This window comes from Aquabacterium sp. (assembly GCF_014378415.1).
Classification (GTDB): domain Bacteria; phylum Pseudomonadota; class Gammaproteobacteria; order Burkholderiales; family Burkholderiaceae_C; genus Aquabacterium.
The window spans coordinates 1-6,007 of the sequence record NZ_JACMNS010000101.1 but is presented as its reverse complement, the minus strand read 5'-3'; the positions used below and the strand labels follow the sequence as shown (position 1 = coordinate 6,007).

The window sequence follows — 6,007 nt, the reverse complement described above, 5'->3', positions numbered from 1 at the left end:
GTCATGGACAAAGTCCTGGTCCACAAAGGCATGACGACTCTGGACGTCTTGGTCATTGGCCTGGTCGTAGTCGTCATCTTCGAAAGCATCCTCTCCGCCTTGCGTGCCTATGTGTTCAGCCACACCACCAGTCGTATCGACGTAGAGCTAGGAGCCCGCCTGTTCCGCCACCTGCTGGCCTTGCCCTTGGCCTACTTCCAGGCCCGCCGTGTCGGCGACTCGGTTGCCCGTGTGCGCGAGCTGGAAAACATCCGCAGCTTCTTAACCGGCAACGCCTTGACGGTAGTGCTCGACGTCTTCTTCTCCATCGTCTTCATCGCCGTCATGTTGATTTACAGCGTGCCCCTGACCCTGATCGTGCTTGTCAGCCTGCCGCTGTACTTTGGCCTCAGCCTGGCCGTCGTCCCCATCTTGCGCGCCCGCCTGGACAACAAGTTTGCCCGCGGCGCAGAAAACCAGGCCCTCTTGGTCGAAACTGTCAGCGCCATCCAGACCGTCAAGGCCACCGCATTGGAGCCCGCCTTTGGCAAACGCTGGGACAACCAGTTGGCTGCCTACGTAACCGCCAGCTTCAAAACCCAGAACCTTGCCACCGTGGCCCACGAAGCCGTCAACCTGATCGGCAAACTGGTCAATGCGGCCACCCTGTGGTACGGCGCCCATTTGGTCATGGACAACGAACTCTCGGTTGGCCAGTTCATCGCCTTCAACATGTTTGCCCAAAGGGTTAGCCAGCCCATCATGCGCATGGCCCAACTTTGGACCGATTTTCAACAGACAGGAATTTCTGTCGCTAGGTTGGGCGACATCCTCAACACCCACACCGAAGTACCCCCGACGAGCACAGCCCAACTTCCTCCGCTCAAAGGCCGCATCACGCTCGACAAAGTGGTTTTCAGCTACCGTCCCGATGCGCCACCCGTGCTTAAAGGCGTGGACCTGGACATACAAAGCGGTGAAGTCATCGGCATCGTAGGCCGTTCCGGCTCCGGCAAGAGCACGCTGACCAAGCTGGTGCAGCGCCTCTACAGCCCCCAAGGTGGCCGTGTGTTGGTAGACGGCATAGACATCAGCCTGATAGACGCCGCCCAACTGCGTCGCCAGGTCGGCATAGTCCTCCAAGAAAATTTACTCTTCAACCGCAGCGTGCGCGAGAACATCGCCATCACCGACCCTGCAGCCCCCATCGAAGCCGTGATGCGCGTGGCCATGCTGGCAGGGGCACACGATTTCATCAGCGAACTGCCCGAAGGCTACGACACCATGGTTGGCGAACAGGGCGCCAGCCTGTCGGGCGGCCAGCGCCAGCGCATCGCCATCGCGCGTGCTCTATTCAACAACCCCAAGGTCCTGATCTTTGACGAAGCCACCAGTGCGCTGGACTATGAGTCTGAGGCCATCATCCAGAGCAATATGCGCCTGATCTGCAATGGCCGCACCGTACTCATCATCGCCCACCGCCTGAGCGCTGTGCGCAATGCCAACCGCATCGTCGTCATGGACCAGGGCAACATCGTGAAAACCGGCACCCATGACCAACTGCTGGCCAAGCAAAGCGGCATCTACGCCCACCTGTGGCGCATGCAAGATGGCGTGCGGCCTAGCGGAACCGCAGCCGGCGATATGCCTGCAACCGTTAAACCCGAAGGCGCCGCAGCATGAGCACCAGCAAGCAACGCCACCCTGCCATCGAACTCCTTGCCCGCTACAAAGCCGTCTTCGGCGCAGCCTGGGCCTACCGCGCCGAACTGGCCGGCCCCAAACGCATGGCCGACGAAGTGGCATTCTTGCCTGCCGCTTTGAGTTTGGTCGAGACCCCGGTGCACCCCGCACCCCGGCGCTTTGCCTACGCCATCATGGTCCTGTTCGGCATCGCCCTGGTCTGGGCGTGTATTGGCACGGTGGACATCGTCGCCGTGGCCCCGGGCCGCATCATCGTCAGCGACCGCACCAAGGTTATCCAACCATTGGAAGCCAGTGTGGTGCGCAAGGTGCTGGTCAAAGACGGCGACCGCGTCCAGGCCGGCCAGGTGCTGGTGGAGCTGGACCCCACCATAGCCACCGCCGACAAGACCGCCGTGCAAGACCAGCTCACTGCTGCAGCGTCGGAAGTGATGCGCACCGGTGTCTTGCTTCAATTGCTATCGAATCAGAAGCAAGATAATCCCATTCTGCGAGGGCTAGAGGCCGATTTACCGAATGAGCTTTATGCCAAAACGGTTGCACCCAGCACCGGTACCACCACCATACCCTGGACCACCGCCGAACAAGCCGCAGCCCAGGCCCAACTGCTGGCCGAGTGGCAAGACATCAATGCCAAGCTGGCCAAGCTAGATGCCGAAGCCAGCCGCCGCAATGCCGAGATTGGCACCGTGCAGCAAACCGTAGCCAAGCTCAGCGCCACCGTGCCCATGGCGCAGACCCGTGAAGACGACTTCAAGAAACTGGTGGCTCAAGGCTTTGTGTCCAGCCACATGACCCAGGACAAGACCCGTGAGCGGGTGGAGTTGGAGCGGGACCTGTCCACCACCCAAGCCCGGCTGCTAGAAGCGCAATCAACATTGCGCGAGACCCAGCAAGCCCGCGTGGCCTTCCGCATGGAAACGCAAAGGCTACTCAATGACCGCCAGGCCCAAGCGGCGTCCAAACTGCAGCAACTGGCCCAGGATCAGACCAAGGCCGCCCAGCGTGAACGCCAAACCCAACTGATTGCGCCGGTAGCAGGCGTCATCCAGCAACTAGCCATCCATTCGGTGGGTGGTGTCGTCACATCAGCGCAGCCGTTGATGATTGTGGTGCCCGAGAGTGCGACTGTGACGGCCGAGATATCCATAGCCAACCAGGACATCGGCTTTGTGAATGCAGGCCAGAGTGCGGAGGTGAAGCTGGAGACCTTCTCGTACACCAAGTACGGCACGGTGACGGCAAACGTGGACATGGTGACTGCCGATGCGGTGACGGATGAAAAGAAGGGTTCGTACTACCCGGCCACGTTGACGCTGGCCAAGAGCGACATGCTGGTGGATGGCAAGCGGGTGCATATCAGCCCGGGGATGAACATCACGGCGGAGATCAAGACGGGGCAGAGAAGGATTATTGAGTATCTGTTGTCTGCGGTGCAGAGGGCGGGGAGTGAAAGTTTAAGGGAGCGGTGACAGATATGAACGGCATACATAGAAATGAAACATAGTAGGCAAGATGAGCAAGGAAATGGCAACGAATTACATGGGTTTTAGAGCTGGCTTTAGAAAGTCTGGAGGCCACCCTACCAATATTATTTTCAGTAGCGCGGAGGGAAGATTAACAACGAGGTGTATTTCCAATACATCGCGCGACATATGAAGGATTGAGATGCTCAAACGTATCATTGGATGGATTGCCATAGTGGCAACCGTGGCTTTAATTGGAAGCTGCACAAAAGTAGTTTTTCATTGGCCCCGGATTGAAATATTCCCAAGCCAATTCGCAGAAGATGCACATGTGAGATGGAAAGCAAATAAGGAAGGTGTAACGGATATTTCTGACATTGCTAGTCAGTATCTGAAACAAGGTATGGGCGTAACGGAGTGTCGGGTGATTTTCCAAGCGCTTGGGCTAAGCGAAACCTTCGTCAACAGCCCGACTGAACCACCATTGCCGCCAATCGCACCACTGTATGGCGTTTTGTTCTTGGAGGGCGGGCGATGGCCTTACTTTTTTGCAGAAGCATCGGCGGGCATTGAGGTCAAATTTTTGAATGGCCAATTGGTCGGCGTAGTCGCCTCGATTGGCTCAAACAGTATTTCTAGGAAATAACATGGCAACGATCCAAGTCGGATATCGTCAAATTGGCAATATCAATGGTCAGATATTCAATCACACGTATTTGGTCTATACGCCAGATTCCGGGCCACAAAAAATAATAGCAGGTGGGCCAGAAAAGGGTGCCAATGTAATTGCTGGGCAGTTGGGCTTGACCCTCTTTGGAGGGAAACTCGGCGTGGGGGAAAACGAATATAAGGCTGGCATCGGCCTTGAAGACTTCCCGGCGGCAGGTAAAACACACCACATGGAGCTGGTGGCAAGTGGAGGCGATCTATCGGGAGATTGGCAGCGAATTCGCGATGCCATGAAGCAGATAAATGATGAAGGCTATGCCTACCGGCCGGTCGACCAGAACAGCAATTCAGCTGTTAATGAAATGCTAAGCAGGGCCGGACTTCCCCTGCCACCGAGGCAATTTCCTCCATCGGACAACTACGCGCCTGGATCTGAGGCACCGCTTGTTCCATTCCCATACGAAGATCCAATGCACAATCAGCACTGGGAGCCTTCATTCGATCGTAGGGGCAACGGCTCATATAGAAATGGCGCCAGAACACGTCCGCCAATAAGCCGTGACCCACTGGCAATTGATATAGATGGCAATGGTGCAAATACTGTAGGCATATCCGCCAACCCCATCCTCTTTGACCACAACGCAGATGGCGTCAAGACCGGTACTGGGTGGGTAGCCGGTGACGACGCTTGGCTGGTGCTGGATCGCAATGGCAATGGGTTGATTGATTCCGGGCGTGAACTCTTTGGTGCGGACACTGTACTCACCGGAACTCCCGGGGTGGATGCTGTCTATGCCAATACCGGCTTTCAAGCCCTGGCTACGTTAGACACTAACCACGACAATTTATTCAATGCAGCCGATGCAGCCTTCACTCAGGTACGGGTGTGGCAAGACATCAATCAGGATGGTGTTAGCCAAAGCAATGAATTATTTAGTCTGTCAGATAAAAACATTGCCAGTATCGGACTCAACGCCTCTACAACAACAATTGATCTGGGCAATGGCAACGTAGTTAGCGGGACATCGGTCGTCACTCGTACAAACGGCACCACTACCATTGCTGGCGCCGTTGGCGTGGCAACTGACACAACAGCGGCCAATATTAATTTGACCAGCAACCCGTTTTTCCGTTCCTTTACAAACACAGTCGCCCTGAGCGCTGCTGCTGAGGCCCTGCCCGAGATGCGCGGCAGCGGTTGGGTACGCGATCTCCGTGAAGCTATGAGTTTAGGTACACCGCAAAGCGCGGTTTTGATTGCCAAGGTGCAGGCCTTTTCCACTGCCACGACCAAAGAAGCGCAGATGGCCCTTGTTGATGATTTGTTGCGCTTGTGGGCCGAGACCAATCAGACGCTGTTAATGGCGCCGGCAAGTGACCAGCACCGCCTGTTTGTAGTCAATGGCGATGCAGCTACGTCCGAAAAGTTGCGAACAGTAATACCCGTGCTAGAAGTATTTAATGGGATGAACGTAGCCGATGCTGGTATGCAGGCGCCCACCATTGCCACCGGTATCGATGGCAATCCGGTGACGACCTATAACATATTCGCCAATCAAGCGCCTGTATTGCTAAGTGCGTACGACTCGTTCCGCGAATCCGTATATGCAGCTTTGGCTGTGCAGACCCGCCTCAAACCGTACTTGGACAGTATAGTGCTGCGATTGGATGATTCTGTATTGCACTACGACCCATCCGCAGCAGTGGCCATGGTGCACGGTAAATCGACCAGAGATGCACTAAATGATCTGATTGACTTGCGAAAATACGCGGGTGATAGCTTGGCGGGAATTGGTTGGCAACCGGGTGCCACGATTGCGGACATTTTAAATGCGACAGCAATAACGCCAGATATCCAAAGTCTGCTTTTGGCAAACCAGATCACTTACTTGGGCTCGCCCGGTGTCCTGACTTATACGACTTCAGATGCCAGCGGATGGACGGTAGTCGGCAACGCTTTGAACAACACAATCGTCTCTCCTCAGGGGGACGACTATTTGTATGGAGGAGCGGGTGATGACAACATTACAGACTCTGGAAGTGGCACTAACGTACTGCGTGGTGACGATGGAAACGACACGATTTCGTTTAGTTTCTCGGCTAGCAACGCAATAGAGGGAGGCGCGGGGAATGACGTGATCAAGATGGATACCCTTGGCTGGGGTTCTGCGGTACATACCAACATCTTC

General features: G+C 55.8%; 4 protein-coding genes. All 4 read left to right on the top strand.

Features of this window, described 5'->3' with window-relative positions:
- The coding region (locus H7225_RS09025) for a type I secretion system permease/ATPase (RefSeq protein ID WP_290661002.1) at positions 1-1,662 on the top strand (1,662 nt) is incomplete at its 5' end.
- Complete coding sequence (locus H7225_RS09020) at positions 1,659-3,155, top strand: HlyD family type I secretion periplasmic adaptor subunit (RefSeq protein ID WP_290661000.1); 1,497 nt, start codon at positions 1,659-1,661, stop codon at positions 3,153-3,155. The genes H7225_RS09025 and H7225_RS09020, both read left to right, overlap by 4 nt.
- 196 nt (positions 3,156-3,351) lie before the next feature.
- Positions 3,352-3,795 (top strand): hypothetical protein, encoded by a 444-nt coding sequence (locus H7225_RS09015; protein ID WP_290660998.1) that lies wholly within the window; start codon positions 3,352-3,354, stop codon positions 3,793-3,795.
- A 1-nt stretch (position 3,796) separates the two neighbouring features.
- The coding region (locus tag H7225_RS09010) for a calcium-binding protein (protein ID WP_290660996.1) at positions 3,797-6,007 on the top strand (2,211 nt) is incomplete at its 3' end.